Source organism: Micromonospora sp. NPDC049139, from assembly GCF_055586845.1.
In genome coordinates this window covers 243,905-266,184 of the sequence record NZ_JBVJHK010000008.1, presented here as the reverse complement: position 1 = coordinate 266,184, position 22,280 = coordinate 243,905, and the positions used below count along the sequence as shown (strand labels likewise).

Genomic DNA, 22,280 nt, shown 5'->3' with positions numbered 1-22,280 from the left:
GCTCAGCCGATGAGGTGATCGAAGTCGCCGTCGCGGGCCCCGAGCACGAAGGCGGCGATCTCGTCCATCGTGTAGATCAGCGCGGGTCCCTCCGGGTGTCGCGAGTTGCGCAGGGCGATGCCGGCGCCGCCGGGCAGTTGGGCCAGCTCGACGCAGTTGCCGCTCGGATTGCTCCGGCGGCTCTTCTGCCAGTTGAGCGGGGGCAACTGGGTGGCGGGAACGCCGTTCGGTGGCTGCTGCATGGGGCGTCTTTCTCTCCGCGGGACGCCGCTGCCGGGCGGGCGGGGCTGCGGAGAGTCGCACGGCATCGACGAGAGGGGGTGGCTGCACGTGCATCTGCTCTTGCATCTGCACGGGCCAGCGAGCATGATAACGCAGGTGCGCGGTGCCCATCCGCTCACTCTGCGTCACCAACCGCTGGGCTGCCACCAGCGACGAAAGGGCCCCGGGACGGGGCGCGGCACGCCGCGCGCCGGGGCCACGGGCATCGTGACGATGGGAGGTCTCGTGCCGGATCCGTTCACCGTCGCGTCCGGCATCTGCGCCGCGGGGGCCCTCGTCACCACCTGGCAGCTACGCAGCCGCGCGCTGCGCGCCGAGGCCGAGATCCGGCACCTCCAGGCGGAACTGACCGCCGAGCGGCACGCCGCGAGCCACGACCCCCTCACCGGCCTGCCCAACCGCCGCGGGTTCTACCGGATCGCCGCCACGCTGCTCACCGACGCGGCCGGGCAGCCGCTGATCGCCGTGGTGCTCGACCTCGACGACTTCAAGCAGATCAACGACCGCTACGGGCACGCCGCCGGCGACCAGGTGCTGATCAGCGTGGCCCAGCGGCTCGCCGCGTTCGCCGGGGACAACCTGGTCGCCCGGCTCGGCGGCGACGAGTTCGCCGGGCTGCTCACCAGCCCGACGGTGGACCGGCGATGGATCGAGCACGCCACCCGCCGGCTCTGCGAGAGCCTCGCCGCGCCGATCCCCCTCGGCGGGCTCAGCGTCCGGGTGACCGCGTCCGTCGGGCTGGCGCCGGTCACCGGGCCGACGCAGCTCACCGAGGCGCTCGACCGGGCCGACGCCGCCATGTACCGGGCCAAGAGCCTCGGATCGGCGGGCGCACCCCGGCAACTCGTCGACACCACCCACCTGGCGGAGTGCTGACCCGGCGGAGCCGCCCCGGCCGACCGCGGCGACCGGCCCCGTCGGGCGTCGGTCAGCGCTGGCAGGCCGGGTCGGCCAGCGCCGCGTCGGCCAGGGTGACCAGACCGTGGGGTGACACCAGCCCCCGCACGATGTCGAGCGCCTGCCGCCGGTCGGCCTCGGCGGAGGCGGCATCGAGCACCTGGCGGGACCAGTCGCCGATGTCGTCGAGGGCGCGCACGCTCAGGAACCAGGCCAGCCGGGTGGCGTCGACGTCGACCCGGCCGTAGCCGGCGAACGCGGCGGCCTGTTGCGCGGCGGTGACGGGAGCGAAGGCCAGCACACCGCCGATGAGGAACATCAGGTCGCACTCGCGCGGGGCGAGCACGGCGTCGTCCCAGTCGATCAGCCAGACCTGGCCCCCGGGCCCGAGCAGCAGGTTGCCCAGGTGCGGGTCGCCGTGGCAGACCACCGCCGGCCCGGGCCGGTCGCGCAGCTCGTCGCCGAGCCGCTCCACCCCCCGGGCCAGCGCCGCCACCGCCCCCCGTGCCCCCGACCAGATGCGGGCCAGCTCGTCCACCAGCGGATCGCCCTGGTCGCCGGGCCGGGGACCGCGCAGCCGGGCGTCGATCCCGCGCGCCACCGCCACGATCGCCGCGTGCGCGGCGCCGCCCGGAGGCAGCAGCGCGGCCAGGTCGTCGGTCACCGCCACGTCGTGCACCGCCGCCAGCAGTTCGCCGTACGCGCGCCAGTGCTCAGCCGTCATCGCGCCACCGAGCGCCCGCGCGCCGGAGACCCACGGCACCAGGGACAGCCGGCGACCGTCCCGGTCGCTCCACAGCCGCCCGTCCCGGGTGCGCAGCGGGACGACGATGCCCGGCACACCCCGCGCCCCCAGGTACGCCGACACCACCAGGCCGGCCGGACTGCCGCCGCCGCTCAGCTTGACGGCGTACCGCATACCGTCGGCGGCCCGGGCCTGCCACAGCCGCGCGTGCCGGTCCGCACCGTGCCCCACCGCCTCGGCCCCGGTGAGGTCCACCCCGAAGTCCTCGCGGACCCAGGCGCGCAGCGCCTCCGGCACGTCGTCGGTCATCCCGACATCCTGGCATTCGCCGCACCGCCCGGCCCACCCGTCTACGGCGTCGGCAGAGACGCCCTCGACGCCGGGCCGCTGTGCGCCGGGCGCCGTGGTTTCGACGTGTCTCGCGCCGTCTGCCGGGTATGCCGACAGGGTCAGCGCAGCGCCGGCGGAGAGGAAACGCTCGTGGCCACCATCCGGGCCCTGGTCCTGAACTGCACCCTGAAGCGGTCACCCGCCCCGTCCAGCGCGGAGGTGCTCGGGCGCGAGGTGCTCGAGGAACTCGCCGAGCAGGGCGTCGAGGGCGAACTGGTCCGGGTCGTCGACCACGACGTGCGGTTCGGGGTCTCCACCGACGAGGGCGACGGGGACGGGTGGCCGGACATCCGGGCCAAGCTGCTGGCCGCGCAGATCCTCGTCGTCGCCACGCCGATCTGGCTCGGCCAGCCGTCGGCCGTGTGCAAGATGGTCCTCGAGCGCCTCGACGCCGAGCTGTCCGAGACCGACGCCGAGGGTCGGCTGCTCACCTACGGCAAAGTGGCCGGCGTCGCCGTCGTCGGCAACGAGGACGGCGCGCACCACACCATCGGCCAGGTGCAGCAGGCCCTCAACGAGGTCGGGTTCACCTGCCCGGCGGCCGGCGCCAGCTACTGGGTGGGCGAGGCACTGCACAAGGTCGACTACATCGACGCCCGGCCGAAGCCGGACACCACGGGCCGCACCACGAAGGCCCTGGCGCTCAACAGCGCACACCTCGCCCGGCTGCTGGCAGAGCAGCCGTACCCGCCGCCGGACGCGAAGGGCGCCGGGGTCGGACCCAGCCGGGAGCCGGCCTGACCATCAGCGCCCGGCGGTCGTCGGCACCGGCAGAAGCCGAGCGGTCAGCGCCAGCCGTAGCCGGCGCGCAGGGCCTGCCCGACCCGGTCGAAGCGGGCCCGGTCCAGCACCGCGCCCTCCCGGCGGATGCTGTCCTCCCGCATGGTCAGCACGCGGTCCAGGCGCACCCAGCTCGGCCGGTTGTCCCGGTCCCACTCGCCCGGGCCGAGCGCGAGCCAGTGCCGCTGGCCGTCGCGCTCGCTCTGGCTGGAGAGCATCAGCCCGAACAGGGTCCGGCTGTGCCGGCCCACCACCAGCACGGGGCGGTCCTTGCCCTGGCGCGGGTCGTCCTCGTACGGCACCCAGGTCCAGACGATCTCGCCCGGGTCGGCGTGCCCGTCGAGCTCCGGCGCGTACGCCAGCACGCGGCGCTGCAGCGCGGCGACCTGGCGGCGCCGGGCGACCTGCGCCGGGGCGGGGCCGGGCCGCCGGGGCGACGGGATGACACCGCCGATGCGCGCCGCGACACTCCTCAGAAGACCTGCCACGAGCGGCAGCCTATCTGCCGCCGCGCGGCCCGGGCGGACCGGGACAATCCGGTGGACCCGGGGCCCGTGGTCGATCAGGATCGGCGACATGACGGTCCCCGCCCACCAGATCCGCGCCGACTTCACCGCCGACACCGTGACCGTGTACCAGGCGTACCCGCCGGAGATCGCCCGCGCGGCGCTGGCCGCCGGCCGCTTCGTGCCACCGTTCAAGCGGGAGCGGATGACGTGGATCAAGCCGTCGTTCCGCTGGATGATGTACCGCTGCGGCTGGGCCACGAAGCCCGGCCAGGAACGGGTGCTGGCCGTTGAGATCACCCGGTCGGGCTTCGAGTGGGCCCTGGCCCACTCCTGCCTGAGCAGCTTCGACCGCGACCGCTACCCCGACCGGGAGACCTGGTCTCGGCGGCTGCGCGCCAGCCCGGTGCGGGTCCAGTGGGACCCCGAGCGGTCGCTGCGGCTGGCGCCGCTGCCGCACCGGTCGCTCCAGGTCGGGCTGGCCGGCGAGGCGGTGCGCCGGTACGTCGACGAGTGGCTGGTCGCCCTCACCGACATGACCCCGACGGCCCACTCGGTACGCGCGGCGCTCGACGCCGGCGACGACTCGGCCGCCGAGGCGCTGCTGCCGCCGGAGCGCCCGTATCCGCTGCCGTCGGACGTGGCCGCCGTCGTCGGCGCGACGATCCCGTGAGGGGATTCCGCGACCGGGCGGGCGTCGGCCCGCCCCGTGGTGCGGCACGTGCTTGACTGAGGTGTCGGTGCCAGAGCAAGGAGGCGGTGCAGGTGGCCTTCGAGGTGCGGGGCCTGCCCGACGCCCGCCGGTGTGAGCCGTACCGCCCACGCGGCCCGTGGCCGGCTTGCCGCAGGCGGAGCGTCGCGGGCGCGACGGCTCTCGCCCTGGCCCTGCTGGCCGGCGCGGCCGGTTGCGCCGGGAGCGAGCGCCCGCAGCCCCCGCCGACCGACGGCCCGTCGGCCACCGCCGCCTCACCCTCGCCGGCTGCGCCGGCGGTCGAGACCCGCGACGACCTGGCGAGCCTGTTCCGGCAGGCCGGCCTCCAGGGCACCTTCGTCCTGTACGACGTGACGGCGGCGCGCGTCGTCATGGTGGACCGCGCCCGGGCCGAGCGCCGGTTCATCCCGGCCTCGACGTTCAACGTGGCCTAACGACCTCGTGCACGGTTGGGCGGGACATCGCCTGCGGCGGAGAACTGCTTTCACCGGCTGTGGGGTCTGGCTGGTGGGGCCCTGAGCGGCGTCACACGGCATTCCGCTGAGGCCGCCCTATTCTGGTCGCTCTTACGCCCCCGTGGTGGTGTCGAACCGAATGCCGCTGGAGCCTTCGCCGCGGCCCGGGCCCTTGCGGCGTGCCCGCCACAGGTGACTCCGGCCATCCGCAGACCGACCCAATGTCCACAGTCGGGTCAGCCTCACCCCTGTCTGTGGCACCTCCTCGTCATAGATCTCCAACGGGGTACCAGGTTCCGGGAGTCTTCCGCGCGGTGGGATGGCGGCGCCGCCGACTGGTTCACGTATGGCGCCCCGCGCCAGCCATCGCCCGGTGACGCTACCGGTCCCGTCGCTGTCGAACCTGGGCAGCAGCGGAACCCAGTTGCGGGGTACCAGCGTCTGTAGCAGGTACCGCCGAAGGCCGTCGCCGTCGGGGCCCTGTTGCCCCGCCCGCCGGGTCACCTCGTCCTCGTGCAGATCCAGCGGGCGGCCGGTACGGCTCTGGACGGTCTTCTCCACCGCCCAGGCCATGTTCGCCAACTCGCCGCGTAGCAGCAGGACCTGATCGGCCGGAGCCACCCAATGGCGACCGACCCCACCGGCAACTGAGCCGTCAGGCGCCAGACCTGCACTCCCTTCGCACGCCCTCGGCATCTCCGCTCGAATACCTCGCGCCCCGGCAAACGAGAGCGGCAGATCCGTGCGCCGTTCCCGAGGCAACTCTCGGCGCGAACGGACCGCTGCCAGAAGATCCGCGATGTCCGCGACGGGGAACAAATCGACGAGCAGCCGACCATGCATCCCGCGCAGGGCAGCGGCGAAGCGCCGGCTACAACGATAGGCTGCGTCGATGCGCCTGGCCGTCCTCGGACCACCCGGCTCCGATCGGGATACCATCGCCGGCTCCATCGCCGCGAGCCTCGGCGTTCCGTGCCTCAGCCTGACGGACGCCGTCCAGGCCGAGATGCAGGCGAAAACCCCTGCCGCGCTCCAGGCCCTACAGCATATGAACGCTGGCGAACTCGTACCAGACCAGGTTCTCCTGTCCATGATCCGTAACCGCCTCGCCTGACGTGGTGTTGCGCCCGTACAACGCTGAGCGGACTCTCCAAACCTGTTCCGGGTGCTGGATGACCCGATCGTCTGGCTGCACATCCCCGTAGGATCGTCCATTTCGGAGTATCGGGGCGACGGTGCCTGGCCCGGGCCCTGTACCGTGTGACGCACTCTGGCAGAACCGCCCGGCGCCCTCGGCCCGGGCACATGACATCTGACGTGAGGGCGCGCATGACGGCCGCCGACTTCGGCGTCGACCCGACCACCGCGACCAGTCCGGAGCAGTACGTCAGGCTGCTGCGTCGCGTCCGCGACCAGTCCGGCCTCGCCTATCGCGAGATCGCCCGCCGCGCGCAGCGCAACGGGGACGTGCTGCCGGCGAGCACCCTGGCGACGATGCTGGGCCGGTCGACGCTGCCCCGCCGTGATCTGGTGTCGGCGCTGCTGCGGGCCTGCGACGTGCCGGACGACCGCGCGACAGCGTGGCTGGCCGTCTGGGGCCGGCTGGCCGCCGCCCGTACGGCGGCGACGCCCCCGACGGCCACGCGGGCGCGCTCCTCGGGCCGGCCCGGTCACTCCCCGATCGGTCCGGCCGCGCGCGTCAACGGTCCGAGCGGCCCGGTCGGCGGGCCGGACACCACGGGTGCCGGGCCGAGATCCCACCCGCAGCGCTCCGCCGGCCTACGCCTGATCCCCGCAGGTGGCGGGACCGGGTCGGCCGGCCCGGAACGGGGACGGGTCGCCGCGTCCGGCGGCGGCCGGGATCGGGCCGTACTACGGGGGCTGTCGTGGCCGGCGGCAAGCGAGCCGCCGCCGGTGGAGAGCGGGTCGGGGACACCGGTCCCCTATCAACTGCCACCTGCGCCCCCGATGATGACGGGCCGCTCGGCAGAGGTCGGCCAATTGCTCACGGCCACGGAGACCGACGCCGCGGTGTGCCTCGTCGAAGGTGCCGGCGGGGTCGGCAAGTCCGCGCTCGCCCTGCACGTCGCGCACCGGATCGTGGGACGTTACGACGGCGGTTGCCTCTACGCGGACCTGCGCGGGGCCACCGACGGCGTCGCGGCGGCCGAGCCCGCGGACGTGTTGGGCCGGTTCCTGCGGGCGCTGGGCCTGCCCACCGTCCCTGCCTCGCTCGACGAGGCCTCGGCGTTGCTGCGCACGTGGACCGCCGGACGGGGCGTGCTCATGGTGCTGGACAACGCCGCATCGGCGGCGCAGGTCCGACCGCTCCTGGCCAGCGGGCCCGGATGCACCACGATCGTCACGAGCCGGTGGATGCTCCCCGACCTCGACACGACGGCGCGGATCCGCCTCGGCCCGTTACCCGACGACGAGGCGCTCGCCCTGCTCACCGGGCTCACCGGCGCCCACCGCGTGCAGGCGGAGCCCGCCGCGGCCGCGACGGTGGTCCGCCGGTGCGGCGGGTTGCCGCTGGCGTTGCGAATCGTCGGCGCCCGCGCCGCGGCCCGGCCGGACGCCTCGCTGACCGGCCTCGCCGAGCGGATGGACGACGAGGGCATGCGGTTGGACGTCCTGGAGGTCGGTGACCTGTCCGTACGGGCCAGCCTGCACCTGGGCTACCAGGTGTTCGGGGACGCGCGGCAGGGCGGACGCTGGCAGGCGGCCCGCCTCTTCCGGCTCGCCGCGCTGCCCGACTGGACGCACCTCACGCCGTACGGCTGCGCGGCACTGGCCGACCTGCCGGTGACCGTCGCCGAGCAGGCCCTGGACGCGTTGGCCGACGCGCACCTGATCGAGTCGGCCGGTGGCGGCGGATACCGGTTCCACGACATCGTCCGGCTCTACGCCCGGGAGCGGGCGCAGGCGGTGGACGACCCGCACCACCGGGAGTCGGCCCTCGGTAACCTCACCGCGTGGCTGCTCGCGGCCACCACCCGCGCGGCGCGGCTGCTCTACCCCGACGACCGGTTCGGCATCGACGAGCCGACCGGCCCGACTCGACCCGGCCCGCCCCTCGCCGACGCGGCCGACGCGTGGACCTGGTTCGAGCGGGAGCACACCAACCTGTTGCTGGTGGCCGGCCAGCAGGCGACGGCGGGACGGGCCCTCACCGAGGTCCGCGACCTTGCCCTTGTGGCGGTCAAGTTCCTCGACTACGCCGGGCACATCGCCGAGCAGCAACAGTTCGGCCACCTCGCCGCCTCGGCGGCGAGCCGATGTGGCGATCGCTCGGGCGAGGCCGCCGGGCTCAACATCGTCGCCGTCGCGCTACTGCGCCAGGGCCGGCTCGACGAGGCGATCCCCATCCTCGAGCGGTGCCTGGCCGTCCAGCGCGAACTCGGCGACCGGAGCCGGGAGGCCGCCATCCTGAACAACCTCGGCAACGCCCTGCGCGACGGCGGCGACCTGACCGGCGCCCTGAACCACCTGCGGGCCGCCCTGGTCATCCGGCGGCAACTCGGCCACCGGCACAAGGAGGGGTTGGTGCTCGACAACCTGGCCCTGGTATACCAGCGCCTCGGCGACCACGCCCGGGCCGTCGCCTGCCACGAGGCGGGACGCGCCGTGGCCGACGGCGGCACCGATCCGTTGCGCGAGGCCCAGGCGCTGGTCAACTTCGCCGAGACGCTGCACGCTGGCGGTGACCACCGGGAGGCGATCGCTCGCGCGACCGAGTCGCTGGAGATCTGCCGACGCTACGAGCACCGGCGGGGCATCGGCTTGGCGCTACAGGTGCTCGGCAACGCCCACGCGGGCCTCGGACACCGCGCCGTGGCGCGCCGGCACTGGCGGGAGGCCTTGGGCCGGCTCGACGGGCTGGACCCGCAGGCGTGCACCCGCCTCCGCGCCGCCCTGGCGGCGGACTCGACTGCCTGACCGTCGCTGGCGGGGCAGCGCGGTTCCGGGTGTCGACGCCACCCCGGTGCGCTCCCGCCCGCGGCCTCACGACGCGCGTCTGGCGGCTGCCGGGCGGGCGCTCGCCGTGCTCAGCAGCGTATCCGTGGTGCCAGCCGGACGTCGGCGGGGCCGGCGCGGTCCAGGTAGGTCGACTCGGCGAAGGCCAGGAAGCGTTCCGCGTCGGCCGCGGTCGAGGCCAGACCGAAGGAGACGCGTACCGCTCCGCCGGTCGGCAGCCGCAGCGCGGCGAGATGCTCGTCGATCGTGCCGGCGTGGGCGAGGTTCGTACGGCGCAGCGAGCGGCGGCTGATCCCGAAGGCGGCCTCGGCCGCGCCCGGGTTGCAGAAGCAGCCCGTACGCAGGGCGAAGCCGGCCGCCGACGATTCGAGCGCGACGAGCCGCTCGTCGACCAGCGAGCCGTCCGGGTAGCGGAAGTTGAACGCCACGGTGCCGCCCCGGGCGTCGCCCGTCGACGGCCCGTAGACGTGGACGAGCGGCCGGCCGTTGCGGTGTCGCAAGGCGGTCAGCCGCTCCAGCAGCCACCCGGTGAGCAGGCCGACCCGGGTGTGGACGAGGTCAACGCCGATCGAGTCGAGCCAGCGCAGCCCGAACTCCACGTCGGGGAGGCTGAGGAAGTTCAGCGTGCCGTCCTCGAACCCCGACTCGTCCCCCATCGGCTGGTGCCAGTCGCCCTGCACGCTGACCGCCCGGACGGTGCCACCGGCGAACCAGGGTCGGCGCAGTCGGGCCAGCGCCTCGCGCCGGGCCAACAGCGCCCCCACCCCGGTGGGGTAGCCGAAGAGCTTGTACCAGCTCAGGCAGACGAAGTCCGGCTGCACGACGCTCAGGTCCAGCCGGTTCGTCGGGGCGAAGGCCGCGGCGTCGAGCAGCACGTCGTAGCCGCGCTGCCGGGCCAGTTCCACCCACCCGAGCGGATGCTGCACGCCGGTGAAGTTGCTCTGTGCCGGGTAGGCGAAGAGCCCGGCGGGGCCGGACCTGCCCCGCCGGCCACGACCGCCCGGCCCGCCTCGGCCGGCGGCCAGCGCGGCGATCACGTCGGACTCGGCCACCCGCAGGTCGGGCCTGGCCAGCGGCACGTAGCGGACCGGCGCGCGGGCCGCGCGGGCGTACTCCCGGACGCCGTTGACGGAGTTGTGGTTGTCCCAGGTCAGCACGAGCGGGCGGCCGCGGCCGAAGACGTACGCCTCGCCCACCAGGCGGCAGGCGCCACTGGCGTTCGGGGTGAAGACGACCACGTACTCGCCGGGGTCGGCGCGAAAGAAGTCGAGCACCGCGCGTCGGGCCGAGGCGAGCAGCGCGCCGGTCGCCTCGGAGGTGGGGTTCTCCGAGTGCGGATTGCCGTACGGGCCGGCGAGCAACCGGTCGTGGTGGGCGGTGACCTGTGCCCGGGCGGCCACCCCGGCCCCCGTGTAGTCGAGGTAGACGCGTCCGTCGCGGTCGAGGTGCCGATACTCGGTGGCGCGTAGCTCGTCGATCCGGGCGGTGCTCGCGTACGCGGCGGTCGCGGCGACGCGCACGCCGGCCGGCGCCGGGGACCCGTGCCGCTCAGCCATGAGGTGGAGTGTGGTCGGACCGGCCCAGAGCGCGCCTGTCGAGTTTGCCGTTGGGCAGGGTGGGCAGCCGCTCCATCCGCTCGAAGGCGGTGGGTACGGCCACGGCGGGCAGCCTGTCGAGCAGGTGCGCGCGCAGGGTCCGCTGAGGCACCGGTTCGGCGCAGACCACGTACGCGACGCCCTGGTAGGGGACGGCGACGCCGGCGAGGAGCACCGCCGGGTGGGACATCAGGGCGTGCTCGATCTCGGCCGGTTCGATGCGCATCCCGCCGACCTTGAGCTGCTCGTCGACGCGCCCGTGGTAGCGGAGCAGGCCGTCGGCGCCCAGGCTGACCCGGTCGCCGGTGCGGTAGGCCGGTCCCCCGGACACCACCCCGGGCGAGGAGATGCACAGCTCGCCGTCGTCGATGGAGATCGTGGTGCCGGGGATCGGCCGGCCGATGGGGACCGGGTCCTCGCCCGGCGCGCACCTGTGCACGGTGCTCCAGACGGTGCACTCGGTGGGACCGTACTCGTTGTAGAGCGTCGCGTGGGGCATCCGCTCGTGGTGCAGGTCGACCAGGCCGGGCGGGCAGCTCTCCCCCGCCACGATCACGGTGGTCAGGCTGGGCACCGGCGAGCGCAGCACCAGCCGGTACAGGGACGGCACCATCAGGGTGTGGGTGGGCCGGTGCACGGTGCCGGCCCGGACCAGCGCCCGCACGTCGAACGGCCGGTCGCTCGGGATGACCAGTGTGCCCCCGGTGCACAGCGTCCAGTAGATGCCCGCCACGGAGCTGTCGAACGAGATGGACGAGCACAGCAGGAACCGCTGCGGCGCACGACCGTAGTACTCCAGCCGGGCGCCGGTCGAGTAGCTCAGCGCCGCCCGCGACACCGTGACCGCCTTCGGCACGCCGGTCGAACCGCTGGTGAACAGCGTGTACGCGTCGGGTCCGTCCCGCCAGCCGGAGCGGGCCGGGCGCAGCGACGCCAGCAGGCTCTCGGTGAGTGTCACCCGGGCACCGCTGCCCGCGGCCATCAGCTCGCGGCGCGCCGCCGGGAAGGCCGCGTCGACGGGGACGTAACGTGCTCCCGCCCGCAGTACGCCGAGCATGGCCACGACGGCCCAGCACGACAGCCGGGTGTGCACGACCACCGGCTCCCCGGCGGCCACGCCCCGCTGCTGGAGATGGAGGGCGACCGCACCGGACAGGCCGTCCAGGTCCGCGTACGTCAGGGCCTGCTCGGGATCCGTCACGGCCGGCGTCTCCCGGCGGGAGCGCAGCTGAGCGGCCAGCGCCTCGGTGATCATCGTCGCCCGGCCACGACCGGCATCCGCTTGATCCCGCCCAGCCAGGTCGACCGTACGCGCTCGACCTCGCCGGCCGGCTCGAAGGACGCGAAGGTGGCGAAGAGTTCCTCGAAGAAGACGCGCAACGTCAGTCTGGCGACGGCCGCTCCCAGGCAGTAGTGCCGCCCGTCCCCGAAGGCCAGGTGCCGGTTCGGGTGGCGGTCCGGGTCCAGCGTGTCGGGGTCGGGGAAGACGGTCTCGTCGCGGTTCGCCGACCCGAGCCACACCACGACGGCGTCGCCCGCCGCGACGCGTACGCCGCCGACGGTGGTGTCCCGTGTCGCCAGCCGCATGAAGTGCCCGGCGGGAGAGGTGAACCGCAGCGCCTCCTCCACCGCGCGGCCGACCCGCTCGGGCCGCTGGGCCCACTGCTCGTAGCGGTCGGTACGGATCAGCTCGGCCAGGGCCGCGCGGGGCACGTGCGGGATGGCGGCGCTGCCGCCGAGGAGCAGGCTGTAGCAGTTGGCGACGATCGCTCCGGGGCGCAGCGGCATGGCCCCCAGCAGGTCCACCAGGTCTCCGCGTGGGCGCCGACGGTGTTCGAGCACCAGGTGGAGCAGGTAGGCGAAAAGTTCCCGGTGCCCGCGGTCGAGGGTCGCCGACGGGCCGTCGGGCAGCGCGACATCCGGGTCGTGCTCGGCCACCGACATGGACACCCACCGGGCCAGGTCGGGCCAGTCCGCGGCGGGAATGCCCATCAGCGGCCCCAGGAAGGCCAGCGGCAGGGCGGAGGTGAGCTCGGCGAAGTCCAGGGTCCCGGCGGCGGGGCGGAGCAGCTGCCGGACGAAGGACCGGATGGCCGGCGCGTGCCGCGCCACCGCACGCGCGGTCATCTGCCGTTGCAGCGGCCCCCGGATGAGGCCGTGCCGCGGCGGGTCGGTCGCCGCGAACTGCTGGTTCTGCGCCGGCTCCGCCCGGCCGAGCATGGTGAGCATCACCCCACCGGTGGAGGTGAACCTGGCGTGGTCGGCCAGGACGGTCCTGGCGTCGGCGTAGCGGGTGACCGCCCAGAAGCCCGGCCTGCCCTCGACCGGCTGCCAGCCGACGGGATCCCACCGGCGCAGCGTCCGCCAGGCGGCGTGCGGGTCGCCGACGCCGTGCAGGGCGGGGTCGGCGAGGTCGATCCGGCCCGGTGGCCGGGTCCGGAGGCAGGGCGGGGTCCTCATGCGGCCAGCACCTCGTCGACCAGTTCGGCGATGGTCGGCTTGAGGAACAGCACCGCGGCGTCGACCTCGACGCCGAGCTGCTCGTAGAGGTCCATCAGCAGGTCGGCGGCGAGCAGCGAGTCGCCGCCGAGGGCGAAGAAGTCGTCCTCGACGCCCACCGGCGTGACGTTCAGCTTCTCGCTCCAGAGCCGGGTCAGCATCGACTCAAGCTCGCTCCGCGTCGGCACGGACATCCTCCCAACTGTCGATGAATCGCCGGGTCAGGGCCTGCATCTCGGCCTCCCGGTAGGAGCGGCGGTACCGCAGGCAGGCGGTGTAGCCTCCGCCCGCGCCCGGCTCGAGCCAGAACGCCAGCCCGTTGACGGGCAGCACCGGCCCGCCCAGCCCGAGCCCGGCCGGGATCGTCAGCGGCTCGATCCCGGCGCCGTCGGGCACCTGGATGACCTCGAACTGGGCCAGAGCCGGTCCGCCGTCGGCGAACAGCGCGTCGGCCTGCGGCACCGCGTCCAGCAGCACCGGAAACGGAATCTCGTGGGCGTACGCCTCGGCGAACGCGCGGTGCACCGCGCCCACCGTCGGCGTGCCGAGCCGCACCGGCAGCACGTTCATGTACAGCCCCACGGTGTCCCAGTCGGACCGCTGCCGGCCGTGGGTCAGCACCGGGACGACCGCCTCGCCCGGGCACAGCGGGCCGAGGGCCCGCGCGAACGCGGTGAGCAGGACGACGAATGGCGTGCTGCGCACGGTCCGGGCGACCGCTGCCGCCTGCTGCTGGGTGATGCCGCTCGGCGTCCTGATCTCGGCCGTGCCGGTGTCGCCGCCGGGGTCCGAGGCCAGGGTCGGCACGTCGGCCAGCATCCGGCGCCAGAACGGCAGGGACCGGTTCATCCGCCTGGGCGCGGGGGAGGACACGCTGGCGCGGTAGGCGGGGGCCGGGCCGGTCCCTGGTTTCATCACCTCGCGGAGCAGCAGCCGCATGGACCACGGGTCGGAGACGGTGTGGTGCGCCACGAGAAGCAACTCGCGGCCGGCCAGGTACGCCCAGAGCAGGCACCGCGCGTCGGGCGGGTACCGGCCGGCGGCGGCCGCCGCCCACACGTCGTCGACCGTTCGCAGCGGCACCGGCCCCTTACCGAGTACGGGATGCCGGGCCAGGAGCGCGTCCAGGGCCCGGCGCAGGGCTGCCGGGTCGGGCTCGGCGGGCAGCCGTGCCCCGCCCAGCGCGACGAACCGGTCGGTGTCCGCCGGCCCGCCCGCCCAGGACAGAATGTGCTGCGCGTACGGCTGGTCATCCACCTCGTACACCTCCCATGGCCTTTCCGGCCGGGTCGACCGGCGACCGCCCGTGCGGCGCCGAGAGTCTCGGCGGCGGCTGCCCGCCGTCCGGCGTGCCGGCCTCTTCCGGCAGGTCGCGCCACCGCCGCAGCGGCGAGAGGTAGAGCAACAGACCGGACGCCCACACTCCGGCGGCGGCGATCCACAGCGTCGGGCGCACCCCCAGCCAACTGCCCAGCAGTCCGCCCGTCAGGGCGCCGACCGGCATCACCCCGAAGATCACCCACCGGACCGACGCGGTCATCCTGCCCAGCAGGTCCGGCGGGCAGACCCGCTGCCGGTAGCTGACCGCCGCCGCGTTGTAGATGGCGAACACCGCGCCCAGCCCCGCCATGCCGGCCGTGTAGGCGATCGCACCCCAACCGGGCTGGGCGAGCGGTACGAGCAGCACCGTCCAGCCGAGCCCCAGTGGGGCGATCCAGATGACCCGGGCCGTGCCCACCAGGCGCGCCAGCCGCGCGGAGACCAGGCCGCCGCCGATCCCGCCCAGCGTGGTGAGCGCCAACACCACACCGACCATGTGCTCGCTCAGGTGGAGGTCACGCACGAGGTACAGGACCGCCAGCGCGAAGATCATCTGGCTGAAGAGGTTGAGCGACGCCGAGGCCGCCACCAGTCTGGGCATGATCGGGTGGCGGAACACGAAGGAGAGCCCGGCGCCCAGCTCCCGGCGGAAGTTCCGGCGCCGCGCCACGGCCGGCGGTTGCTCTGGACGGCGGAGCAGCATGAGGGACACGGCGTTGACCACGTAGGCGAGCGCGTCGATGCCCGCGGTACGCGCCACGCCCAGCGCCGACACGAGTACGCTGCCCACGCCGTATCCGGCAATTCGCGAGACCGAGTACGTGGTCGTCAGCTTGCCGTTGGCGTCAAGTAGCTGGTTGCCGGCGACGACCGACGGCAGGAAGCTCTGGTGCGCGGTCTCGTACAGCACGGTGCAGACGCTGGACAGCAGCGCCACGATCCACAGCTGCGCCATCGTGACCCAGCCGGCCCACGCGCCGATGGCGACGGTGGCCACCAGCCCGGCCCGCACGAGGTGACAGGCCACCATGACCCGTCGTTTGCGCATCCGGTCCACCCACACCCCGGCGGGCAGGGAGAGGAACAGGTAGGCGATCATCCGGGTGGCGCCGAGGACGCCGACCTCGACGGCGGAGGCGTCCAGCACGGTGACGGCCAGCAGCGGAATGGCCAGCATCGAGACGGCGTCGCCCACCTCGCTGAGAGTCCGGCCCGACCACAACACCATGAAGTCACGGTGCCGCCACAGACTGTCGCTCATGCCGGGTCCTCGACCGCGCGCAGCAGGAGGTCGGTCATGGTGGTCAGGAAGCGTTCCACCTCGGCGCGCCCGTACCCGCTGCGCATCACCCGCATGGTGAGCTGCACGCAGGGGTGCACCCAGGCGATCAGGTAGAAGCTGGCCCCGCTGTAGGCGCGGGGCGGAAGGAACTCAACACGCCGGGGCGTCACCTCGGACGGCGCGGGGTCGGCGTCGGCGGGGGCCGGGATGAAGGTGAAGAAGCTGCCGTGGTCGAAGTCCATGGGCGCGACGGCGAACGGGTCGTACACGCCGTGCTGCATGGCGCGCACCGCCGCGACGTTGACCTCGCGGGCCATCGGGCGCAGCGGCCCGTCGGGGTCGCAGGCGGCGAGCATGGGCACCCACTGGGTCATCGACGACACCAGGTGCCGCACCGCGCGGTCCATCCGGTTCGCGGCCAACTGCCACAGCAGTTGGTCCGTCCGGCCGGTGGTCGCGGCCAGCGCCTGCGCGTAGACGGTGAGCAGCAGGGTGGGCACGGTGACCTGCAGGCGCCGCGCCGCGTGGCGAACCGCGCCGTACGGGATGCCGGTGTGCGCGCGAGCCCGCACCAGGGAACCCCGGGACACCGGAACCCGCGGTGCGGCGGCGACGATCCGCCGGCGGTACTCGCCGGCCGCGGTCAGCCTGGCCCGGAAGTCGTCGGCGCGCTGGAGTTCGGCCACCTCGCGGGGCGCGGGGGCGTCGGCGAGGCGGTCACCGCGCAGCAGGGCGCGCAGGTCGGATTCCAGGATCCGCACGGCGGCGCCGTCGGCCGCGAGGTGGTGGATCACCAGATGGACCCGCGGCGGTCCACCGTCGTCGGAATCACGCACCCAGGCCCGCCAGGCCGGCTGGGCGGCCAGGTCGAACGGCTCCCGTACGGACGCCTCGGCGAAGCGCACGAGCGGGTCGCGCAGGACCACCTGCCGCACGGCGTCGGGCTCGTCCGCCGGCCGGTAGACGGTGCGCAGCGACTCGTGCCGCACCGCCAGCGCGGTGAGCGCCCGACGTACCTGCTCCTCGGTGGTTCCGGCCGGAACCGGCCAGACCACGTCCTGGTTGGACTCCCAGAGTTGCTCCGGAGGGCGCACCGAGAGGGCTCGCCACATGGAGAGCTGACCCATGGTGAGCGGGTGGCCACCCTGACCGCGCATGACTCCTCCAGCGTCGAGGGGGGGTGGGTGGTCACCCGCGGTGACCACCCACCGTGGTTCACGGATCTCAGGCAGTGCAGTCGTCCTTCCGCATCGCCCGCACCTCCTTTCGTGAGAGCGGTCGGCTTCCTCCGGCGGTGAGGTCGGAGCCGGAGGCACGTCGCCGACGTGATGGAACGTCAGGGTCAGGTCCAGCTGACGCCACGCTTGCGGACGCTGCGCATGCGCTTCTCCTCTCCCTTCGTGGCGGCCCCGTGCCCGCCCGTGATCTCAGCGTCGGCCGCCGCCCGCCTCGGCGGTAGGGCTGTCGGCGGTCGAGGTCGTTCGGCATTGTTCGACCGGGATCTCGAACGGCGTCGGCGTGCAGGCAGACCGCCGCGGCCACAGCGGCACGAGGGCGAGGACCGCCGCCGCGCCCGACAGTCCGCTGAACCCGATCACCGTGGTCGCCGGCCACCGGTCCGCGGCCACACCCGCCATGACCATCGCCGCCCCCTGGAGCCCGCTCAGACAGGTGATGGCCACCCCGAACGCGCGTCCCCGGTACTGCGTCGGCACGGCCCGGCCGAACAACGCGTTCAGCGGAATGGCGAAGGCGCTCGCGGTGCCGGCCAGCACCAACAGCAGAAGGACGACCCACAGTGGAGGGACGAGCCAGACCGCCGCCAGCACCCCGGCGGAGAGCGCGGCCAGGGGCAGGATCAGTCGTGGCCGGGCCGCCGGCGGACAAAGCCGGGTGAGGGCGACCCCGCCGAGGGCCATCCCCGTCGGCGCCGCCGCCAGCAACAGCCCGACGGTGCCGGCGCCGCCTCCGTACTGTCGGGCCAGCGGCGCCATCAGTCCTTCGGCGGCGTAGGTGAAGGCGCTGGCTGCCCACAGGACGAGGACGTAGGCGCGCAGCCGGGGATCGGTGAAGATCACCCGCAGGCCGGCCGCCCGGCCGCGGCGGGCCGGGCGGCCGGGCGGCTGGGGCGCGGGGCGGGAACGAACGCCGATCATGATCAGAAGGGCGGAGACGAGGAACGTGCCGGCGTCCGCCAGCAGCGCACCGCGCAGCGACAGCAGCGCCACCAGGCTCCCCCCGACGGCGAAGCCGAGCACCTGCACGACCTGGGCGCAGATGTTGTCCACGCCGTTCGCCACCGCGTAACGGTCACCGTCGAGCACTTCGGGCATCAGCGCCGCCCTCGCGGCCACGAACGGCGGCCGCATCAGGTTGACCGCGAACAGCAGCGCCACCAGGGCGGGCGCGGGGAGGTCCGGCAGCGCCGCCGCCGGGACGAGCGCCGCCCGGGCAAGGTCGCACGCGACCAGGATCCGCCGCCGGGGGAACCGGTCGGCGAGGCCGGACAGTAGCGGCCCGCCCGCGAGCCAGGCGAGGTAGGAACTGGCGTAGGCGGCCGCCGCCAGCGCGGCCGAACCGGTGCCGGTGTAGACGAGGTACGCCACGGTCACGGCCGTGAGCTGGTCACCCGCCAGGGACAGCAGGTACGCCACGAACAGGTAGCGGTACTCGCGCACCGCGAACACCTCGGCGTACGTCGCGGCGCGCTCGGTCACTCCGCCCCCGTCCTGTCCCACCGCCGGCTGCCCTCAGGGCACTGGGTCCAGAACGTATCCACGCGTTGCGCCGTCGGGGCCGGGGCCAGGCGTTCGGGGATGTTCGGATCCGTACGGGTGGGCTCGGGCGGCCGGCGGGCTCCGCTCGTGATCACGCGATCGCACCTGGCGCACTCACGGGCGGCGTGTCTGCGTGGGGAATGGCCCGACCGTGTCGATTGCGTCGAACAGAGCCCCACTGCCGCTGCGGTGTCCCCACGATGGGAACGACATGGTTGGACTCGACAGCGAGATGGGTGGGCGAGATGAGGCGTCGACGGAGCAGGAAGGTGCGCTGATGCAGGCGGCGGCGATGTCCGTGGCCGCGGTGGTGACGGCGGCGGTCGTCGTACCAGCCGCACGCCGCCACGATGACGCACATCCCGTACCGGGGTCAGACCCGTGCTGCTACACGCATTCGCCGGCCATGATGGTGGGAGCCGACGCGCCGGAGCCGGCAGTGCTCGAACCCGTGACCGGCAGCCCGTTCGGCACGCAGCGCGCTCCTTCTTCACCTTCGCCAGGACCGCAACCGCCAGCGACGCGCATCTCGACATCACGGTGCCGGATGTGCACGCGGCGTGCCGGAGGCGCTGGCCGCTAGTCGACGGCTGCCTCGCCGAGACCGGCCTCGCGATCACTGGCCACACCCCGACCCCGCACCGAAAGCCTCAGGAAGCGTTGCGATACAGGTCCCGTCTCTCGGGCAACTGCTCGAGGCCGGCCGACTGGTAGGTGGCGACGGCGGCGACGTTGGAGCTCGGGGTGCACACGTCCACGCTGGACGAGCCCAGATCCTGCAGTGCGCGCGCCGCGGCGACCGTGATCGCTCGGCCGTAACCGTGACCGCGGCGTGCCCGGTGCACCCCCATCGGCTCGATCAGCCCTGGCCTGCCCTCACCCGCCGACCAGACCGTCACGGCCGCCACCGCCTCGCCCTGCTCATTACGAACGACCAGGCACCGCGCGTCGACATACGGCGCACCTGCCGCCATCGCGGGCCAGCGCTCGTCGGTGACGCGCCATCCAGCAGCCCGACCGCCACAACCTCCCCAGCCCGACTCCAAGTCCGCGTGGCCTCCGCCGTCCGCTCCGCCCCGAACCGCCAGAACCACCCCACATCCCCCGGATGCAACTGCACAAGCCCTCGGTCGTACTGAACGTGGACATCCGCACCGACGCCGACGCGGACAAGCGACTGCCGCTCGGCCGGCAACTGCTGCGCCGCCTCGGCGCCATGCCCGCCGCCTGACCGTCCCTCACTGGTTACCCAGCGGCGGCGGCCCGTGGCCGGCTGGTCGGAGCGACCGACCTTCACCGGAACGTCAAGCAAAGTCAACGCCCGGTACGCGTAGCGCGGCTGGTCCGGCCCTAGGTTCGGCGACCATGAACCGATCGCCCATCAACCACGCCGTACGCGTCGCAACCGCGCTCTCCCTTGTCGCTGCCGGCGCTGTCGCCGGAGCAGCGCTCACGACCGGCCGGCAGGCACCTGCCGCCCTCGCCGTCGCCGCCAGCGGCGTAGGCGCTCCTCCCCCGGCGCTCCTCTATGGCGGGCCGGGTCGGGGTGGCGGCACGCCGGCCGAGCGCGCCTACCACGACATCCTCGACCACGGTCCGAAGGCCAAGATCCTCACCGCCGCGCACCGCGGCCAGTGGCGTGACGCCCCGGAGAACTCCCTGCCCGCGATCTCTGCTGCCTACGAGGACGGCGCTGAGATCGCCGAGATCGACGTGCGGCTGACCAGGGACGGCGTCCCCGTGCTCATGCACGACACCACCGTCGACCGCACGACGAACGGAACCGGCGCCGTCGCCGACCTCACTCTCGCCCAGGTCAAGGCGCTCCGCCTGAAGCAGGGCCTCGGCGGCGCTCAGGCGGCGGTCACCGACGAGCAGGTTCCGACTCTCGCCGAGGCCATGGAGGTTGCGAAGACGCGTGGTCTCGTCAATCTCGACAAGGGCTGGCCGTTCCGCGAGGAGATCTGGAAGGTGCTCGTCGAGACCGGGACGGTCCGCAACGGGCTCTACAAGAGCGCTGCGCCGGTGGCTGAGGTCCAGCGGTTCCTGGCCGGCCACGAAGGCGCGCTCTACCTGCACATGATCGGCGACGCCAATCTCGCCGACGTCGAGGCGTTCGGCGGCGACCAGCCGGTCGGCTACGAGGTCAACTTCGACAGCCAGTACGACGTCGTGGCACGCCAACCGTTCCTCGACCGGCTGGCGGCGAGCAGCAGGGTCTGGGTCAACTCGATGTGGAACGGCCTGGCGGACCACTTCACCGATGAGGCCTCGCTCATCGATCCTCGTCGCGGCTGGGAGGGGCTGGTCACCAGCTTCGGCGCCACCGTCATCCAGACCGACGACGTCGAGAAGCTCGAGCGGTGGCTGCAGACCGGCGACGGCGACCCGCTGCCGAAGGGTAGCGTCCGGGTCCAGGCCGAGGACTTCCTTCCGGGCGAGGGCGTGGGCTACCACGACCTCGACGCCGGTAACCGCGGCGGGCTGGCGATGCGCCCCGGCGAGGACGTGGACATCAGTGACGCCGACGGCAACGTGCGGCTCTCGTGGCTGCGCGGCGGCGAGTGGCTGACGTACGCCATCGAGGTGCCTCGCAGCGGCAGGTACGCCGTTTCGGCACGGGTGTCCTCGCCGTACTCTCCGGCCGGCGCGTACACGCTGTCGTTCGACGGAGGCCCGGAGAGCGAACGGGTGGCGGTCCTGAACACCACGAGCCACAACAAGCAGGTGCTCCAGCCCAGTGGCGTCGTCCAGGAACTCGCGGCCGGCCACCACACCGTGCGGGTGAGCCTGCCGACCGACGCCTACCAGAACTGGAACCTCGACTACCTCCAGTTCGACCCGGTCCGCCCCTGAGCGAGTGTTGTGACACCTGGACGTGATCTTCGCTGAGGCAGTCAGCGAAGATCACGTCTGTGTCGCTTCGGCCGCTGCGGTGTCCCCGTCGGCTGGTCATCGACACGATCCTGTACGTGCTGCGTACGGGAACCGCCGCATGACCTCGTGCCGTGGGACGTGGCCTACCGGTGTTTCGTTGCTGGAGCGCCGACGGCACGTGCTTGACTGAGGTGTCGGTGCCGGAGCAAGGAGGCGGTGGCAGGTGAGCTTCGAGGTGCGGGGCCTGCCCGACGCCCGCCGGTGTGAGCCGTACCGCCCACGCGGTCCGTGGCCGGCTCGCCGCAGGCGGAGCGTCACGGGCGCGACGGCTCTCGCCCTGGCCCTGCTGGCCGGCGCAGCCGGTTGCGCCGGGAGCGAGCGCCCGCAGCCCCCGCCGACCGACGGCCCGTCGGCCACCGCCGCGGCGCCCTCGCCGGCCGCGCCGGCGGTCGAGACCCGCGACGACCTGGCGAGCCTGTTCCGGCAGGCCGGCCTCCAGGGCACCTTCGTCCTGTACGACGTGACGGCGGCGCGCATCGTCATGGTGGACCGCGCCCGGGCCGAGCGCCGGTTCATCCCGGCCTCGACGTTCAAGGTCCCGCACAGCTTGATCGCGCTCGAGACCGGCGTGGTGCGCGACGAGCACGAGAAGGTCCCGTACGGCGGCCGGCCCCAGCGCGTCGCGGCCTGGGAGCGGGACATGGGGCTGCGTGACGCGGTCCGGGTGTCCAACGTGCCGGTTTTCCAGGAACTGGCCCGGCGGATCGGGCCGGAGCGGGAGCGGGAGTGGCTGCGCCGACTCGGCTACGGCAACGCCGAGGTCGGCGCCGCGGTGGACCAGTTCTGGCTACGCGGGCCGCTGACGATCTCGGCCGACGAGCAGGCGCGGTGGCTGGCCCGGTTGGCCCAGGGCGAACTGCCGGCCGACCGGGGGCACCAGGCGACCGTCCGGGACATCCTGCGCCTGGAACGCACCGCCACGCACACCCTGTACGCCAAGACCGGCCAGACGGACGCCACCGAGCCGGGCACCGGGTGGTGGGTCGGCTGGGTCGAGCGCGGCGACCGGCTGTACTGCTTCGCGCTGAACGTGGACATCCGCACCGACGCCGATGCCGACAAGCGGCTGCCGCTCGGCCGGCAACTGTTGCACCGCCTCGGCGCCCTGCCCGCCGCCTGACCGTC

Annotated in this window: 21 protein-coding genes; 9 read left to right on the top strand and 12 right to left on the bottom strand. The window is 73.7% G+C overall.

The window, feature by feature from the left end; translation table 11 throughout:
* Positions 1–2: 2 nt before the first annotated feature.
* Positions 3–242, bottom strand: coding sequence for a DUF397 domain-containing protein (locus ACZ6Q9_RS16955; protein WP_393267947.1), 240 nt, complete (start codon positions 240–242; stop codon positions 3–5).
* A 265-nt stretch (positions 243–507) separates the two neighbouring features.
* On the opposite strand from ACZ6Q9_RS16955, the gene ACZ6Q9_RS16950 reads away from it, so the two are divergent.
* Complete coding sequence (locus tag ACZ6Q9_RS16950; protein ID WP_393267944.1) at positions 508–1,158, top strand: GGDEF domain-containing protein; 651 nt, start codon at positions 508–510, stop codon at positions 1,156–1,158.
* 52 nt (positions 1,159–1,210) lie between these two features.
* Here the strand turns inward: ACZ6Q9_RS16950 and ACZ6Q9_RS16945 are convergent, their stop codons facing one another.
* The gene (locus tag ACZ6Q9_RS16945; RefSeq protein ID WP_396829333.1) at positions 1,211–2,233 is read right to left on the bottom strand and encodes a phosphotransferase enzyme family protein; all 1,023 of its coding nucleotides are present in this window, start codon (positions 2,231–2,233) and stop codon (positions 1,211–1,213) included.
* 171 nt (positions 2,234–2,404) lie between these two features.
* Between ACZ6Q9_RS16945 and ACZ6Q9_RS16940 the strand changes: the two genes are divergently transcribed.
* Complete coding sequence (locus ACZ6Q9_RS16940; RefSeq protein WP_393267939.1) at positions 2,405–3,055, top strand: flavodoxin family protein; 651 nt, start codon at positions 2,405–2,407, stop codon at positions 3,053–3,055.
* 44 nt (positions 3,056–3,099) lie between these two features.
* Here the strand turns inward: ACZ6Q9_RS16940 and ACZ6Q9_RS16935 are convergent, their stop codons facing one another.
* The gene (locus tag ACZ6Q9_RS16935; RefSeq protein ID WP_350684091.1) at positions 3,100–3,582 is read right to left on the bottom strand and encodes a type II toxin-antitoxin system PemK/MazF family toxin; all 483 of its coding nucleotides are present in this window, start codon (positions 3,580–3,582) and stop codon (positions 3,100–3,102) included.
* Between the two features lie 88 nt (positions 3,583–3,670).
* On the opposite strand from ACZ6Q9_RS16935, the gene ACZ6Q9_RS16930 reads away from it, so the two are divergent.
* The 4 genes from ACZ6Q9_RS16930 (at position 3,671) to ACZ6Q9_RS16915 (ending at position 8,706) form a co-directional block, all read left to right on the top strand.
* Entirely contained in the window at positions 3,671–4,273 is a 603-nt protein-coding gene (locus tag ACZ6Q9_RS16930; protein WP_393267937.1) for a DUF4291 domain-containing protein, read from the top strand.
* A gap of 92 nt (positions 4,274–4,365) precedes the next feature.
* A complete protein-coding gene (locus ACZ6Q9_RS16925) occupies positions 4,366–4,746 on the top strand; it encodes a hypothetical protein (RefSeq protein ID WP_393458697.1) in 381 nt (126 codons plus the stop codon).
* Between the two features lie 913 nt (positions 4,747–5,659).
* Positions 5,660–5,881 (top strand): nucleoside monophosphate kinase, encoded by a 222-nt coding sequence (locus ACZ6Q9_RS16920; protein WP_393267932.1) that lies wholly within the window; start codon positions 5,660–5,662, stop codon positions 5,879–5,881.
* Positions 5,882–6,084: 203 nt separating this feature from the next.
* A complete protein-coding gene (locus tag ACZ6Q9_RS16915) occupies positions 6,085–8,706 on the top strand; it encodes a tetratricopeptide repeat protein (protein WP_396829332.1) in 2,622 nt (873 codons plus the stop codon).
* Between the two features lie 110 nt (positions 8,707–8,816).
* On the opposite strand, the gene ACZ6Q9_RS16910 is transcribed toward ACZ6Q9_RS16915, so the two are convergent.
* From ACZ6Q9_RS16910 to ACZ6Q9_RS16870, 9 genes are all read right to left on the bottom strand, one after another.
* Complete coding sequence (locus ACZ6Q9_RS16910) at positions 8,817–10,301, bottom strand: aminotransferase class V-fold PLP-dependent enzyme (protein WP_393267928.1); 1,485 nt, start codon at positions 10,299–10,301, stop codon at positions 8,817–8,819.
* Positions 10,294–11,595 (bottom strand): amino acid adenylation domain-containing protein, encoded by a 1,302-nt coding sequence (locus ACZ6Q9_RS16905; RefSeq protein ID WP_393267925.1) that lies wholly within the window; start codon positions 11,593–11,595, stop codon positions 10,294–10,296. Before ACZ6Q9_RS16905 ends, ACZ6Q9_RS16910 begins: the two co-directional genes overlap by 8 nt.
* Positions 11,592–12,800 carry a cytochrome P450 gene (locus tag ACZ6Q9_RS16900; RefSeq protein ID WP_393267922.1) on the bottom strand — a complete coding sequence of 403 codons (1,209 nt, stop codon included), beginning with the start codon at positions 12,798–12,800 and terminating at the stop codon, positions 11,592–11,594. The genes ACZ6Q9_RS16905 and ACZ6Q9_RS16900 overlap by 4 nt, the downstream gene beginning before the upstream one ends.
* Positions 12,797–13,033, bottom strand: a complete 237-nt coding sequence (locus ACZ6Q9_RS16895) for a phosphopantetheine-binding protein (protein ID WP_350708107.1) — start codon at positions 13,031–13,033, stop codon at positions 12,797–12,799. Before ACZ6Q9_RS16895 ends, ACZ6Q9_RS16900 begins: the two co-directional genes overlap by 4 nt.
* Positions 13,005–14,096 carry a condensation domain-containing protein gene (locus ACZ6Q9_RS16890; protein WP_393458703.1) on the bottom strand — a complete coding sequence of 364 codons (1,092 nt, stop codon included), beginning with the start codon at positions 14,094–14,096 and terminating at the stop codon, positions 13,005–13,007. Before ACZ6Q9_RS16890 ends, ACZ6Q9_RS16895 begins: the two co-directional genes overlap by 29 nt.
* Positions 14,089–15,420 (bottom strand): MFS transporter, encoded by a 1,332-nt coding sequence (locus tag ACZ6Q9_RS16885; protein WP_393458706.1) that lies wholly within the window; start codon positions 15,418–15,420, stop codon positions 14,089–14,091. The genes ACZ6Q9_RS16890 and ACZ6Q9_RS16885 overlap by 8 nt, the downstream gene beginning before the upstream one ends.
* Positions 15,417–16,598 (bottom strand): condensation domain-containing protein, encoded by a 1,182-nt coding sequence (locus tag ACZ6Q9_RS16880; RefSeq protein ID WP_393267915.1) that lies wholly within the window; start codon positions 16,596–16,598, stop codon positions 15,417–15,419. Before ACZ6Q9_RS16880 ends, ACZ6Q9_RS16885 begins: the two co-directional genes overlap by 4 nt.
* 270 nt (positions 16,599–16,868) lie before the next feature.
* Positions 16,869–18,158 carry an MFS transporter gene (locus ACZ6Q9_RS16875; RefSeq protein WP_396829331.1) on the bottom strand — a complete coding sequence of 430 codons (1,290 nt, stop codon included), beginning with the start codon at positions 18,156–18,158 and terminating at the stop codon, positions 16,869–16,871.
* Positions 18,159–18,868: 710 nt separating this feature from the next.
* Positions 18,869–19,192 carry a GNAT family N-acetyltransferase gene (locus ACZ6Q9_RS16870; RefSeq protein WP_393267910.1) on the bottom strand — a complete coding sequence of 108 codons (324 nt, stop codon included), beginning with the start codon at positions 19,190–19,192 and terminating at the stop codon, positions 18,869–18,871.
* 134 nt (positions 19,193–19,326) lie between these two features.
* Between ACZ6Q9_RS16870 and ACZ6Q9_RS16865 the strand changes: the two genes are divergently transcribed.
* The 3 genes from ACZ6Q9_RS16865 (at position 19,327) to blaOXA (ending at position 22,275) form a co-directional block, all read left to right on the top strand.
* Positions 19,327–19,449: a hypothetical protein gene (locus ACZ6Q9_RS16865; protein ID WP_393267907.1), complete on the top strand. Its 123-nt coding sequence runs from the start codon at positions 19,327–19,329 to the stop codon at positions 19,447–19,449.
* A gap of 134 nt (positions 19,450–19,583) precedes the next feature.
* The gene (locus tag ACZ6Q9_RS16860) at positions 19,584–21,074 is read left to right on the top strand and encodes a glycerophosphodiester phosphodiesterase family protein (RefSeq protein WP_396829330.1); all 1,491 of its coding nucleotides are present in this window, start codon (positions 19,584–19,586) and stop codon (positions 21,072–21,074) included.
* Between the two features lie 244 nt (positions 21,075–21,318).
* On the top strand, positions 21,319–22,275 hold the full coding sequence (blaOXA, locus tag ACZ6Q9_RS16855) for a class D beta-lactamase (protein WP_396829329.1): 957 nt from the start codon (positions 21,319–21,321) through the stop codon (positions 22,273–22,275).
* Positions 22,276–22,280 lie beyond the last annotated feature (5 nt).

Excerpts from the sequence above, each read along its gene's own strand:
- ACZ6Q9_RS16905 (WP_393267925.1), bottom strand. The coding sequence starts at position 11,595 with ATGATCACCGAGGCGCTGGCCGCTCAGCTGCGCTCCCGCCGGGAGACG.
- ACZ6Q9_RS16930 (WP_393267937.1), top strand. The coding sequence starts at position 3,671 with ATGACGGTCCCCGCCCACCAGATCCGCGCCGACTTCACCGCCGACACC.
- ACZ6Q9_RS16870 (WP_393267910.1), bottom strand. The coding sequence starts at position 19,192 with ATGGCGGCAGGTGCGCCGTATGTCGACGCGCGGTGCCTGGTCGTTCGT.
- ACZ6Q9_RS16955 (WP_393267947.1), bottom strand. The coding sequence starts at position 242 with ATGCAGCAGCCACCGAACGGCGTTCCCGCCACCCAGTTGCCCCCGCTC.
- ACZ6Q9_RS16860 (WP_396829330.1), top strand. The coding sequence starts at position 19,584 with ATGAACCGATCGCCCATCAACCACGCCGTACGCGTCGCAACCGCGCTC.
- ACZ6Q9_RS16945 (WP_396829333.1), bottom strand. The coding sequence starts at position 2,233 with ATGACCGACGACGTGCCGGAGGCGCTGCGCGCCTGGGTCCGCGAGGAC.
- ACZ6Q9_RS16885 (WP_393458706.1), bottom strand. The coding sequence starts at position 15,420 with ATGAGCGACAGTCTGTGGCGGCACCGTGACTTCATGGTGTTGTGGTCG.
- ACZ6Q9_RS16880 (WP_393267915.1), bottom strand. The coding sequence starts at position 16,598 with ATGCGCGGTCAGGGTGGCCACCCGCTCACCATGGGTCAGCTCTCCATG.
- ACZ6Q9_RS16895 (WP_350708107.1), bottom strand. The coding sequence starts at position 13,033 with ATGTCCGTGCCGACGCGGAGCGAGCTTGAGTCGATGCTGACCCGGCTC.
- ACZ6Q9_RS16910 (WP_393267928.1), bottom strand. The coding sequence starts at position 10,301 with ATGGCTGAGCGGCACGGGTCCCCGGCGCCGGCCGGCGTGCGCGTCGCC.
- ACZ6Q9_RS16920 (WP_393267932.1), top strand. The coding sequence starts at position 5,660 with ATGCGCCTGGCCGTCCTCGGACCACCCGGCTCCGATCGGGATACCATC.
- ACZ6Q9_RS16865 (WP_393267907.1), top strand. The coding sequence starts at position 19,327 with ATGCAACTGCACAAGCCCTCGGTCGTACTGAACGTGGACATCCGCACC.
- ACZ6Q9_RS16900 (WP_393267922.1), bottom strand. The coding sequence starts at position 12,800 with ATGAGGACCCCGCCCTGCCTCCGGACCCGGCCACCGGGCCGGATCGAC.